Origin of the sequence: Bradyrhizobium sp. NBAIM08, assembly GCF_020193935.1 — a bacterium.
GTDB classification, from domain to species: Bacteria; Pseudomonadota; Alphaproteobacteria; order Rhizobiales; family Xanthobacteraceae; genus Bradyrhizobium; species Bradyrhizobium yuanmingense.
Window position 1 is genome coordinate 1 of record NZ_JADYVR010000930.1, and the last position, 405, is coordinate 405.

Here is a 405-nt window from a genome sequence, read left to right on the forward strand (position 1 = left end):
ATCTTGAACAGCACGTTTTCCATCACGTAAGACCCGTACTTGCGCTCGAGCTTGAACGGCTTGCCCTTGAAGAGCACGTCATAAAAGCCCCAGTCCTTGGCGGAGAGCGCCGAGGGATAGCCCATCTCGCCCTTCAGCGAGATCAGCGCCAGGCGCACCGCGCGGCTGGTGGCGTCGCCTGCCGCCCACGACTTGCGCGAACCGGCATTGGGTGCGTGACGGTACGTCCGCAGCGACTGTCCGTCGATCCACGCATTCGATAAGGCATTGACGATCTCGTCGCGCGAGCCGCCGAGCATTGCGGTGACCACGGCAGTGCTCGCGACTTTGACCAGCACCACGTGATCGAGGCCGACCCGGTTGAAGCTGTTCTCGATCGCGATCACGCCCTGGATCTCATGGGCC

Annotated in this window: 1 protein-coding gene; it reads right to left on the minus strand. The window is 62.7% G+C overall.

All coding sequences use genetic code 11. The annotated features are described in order from the left end of the window. A partial coding sequence (locus I6F37_RS42780; RefSeq protein ID WP_225154796.1) for an MmgE/PrpD family protein occupies positions 1-405 on the minus strand: 405 nt, incomplete at both ends.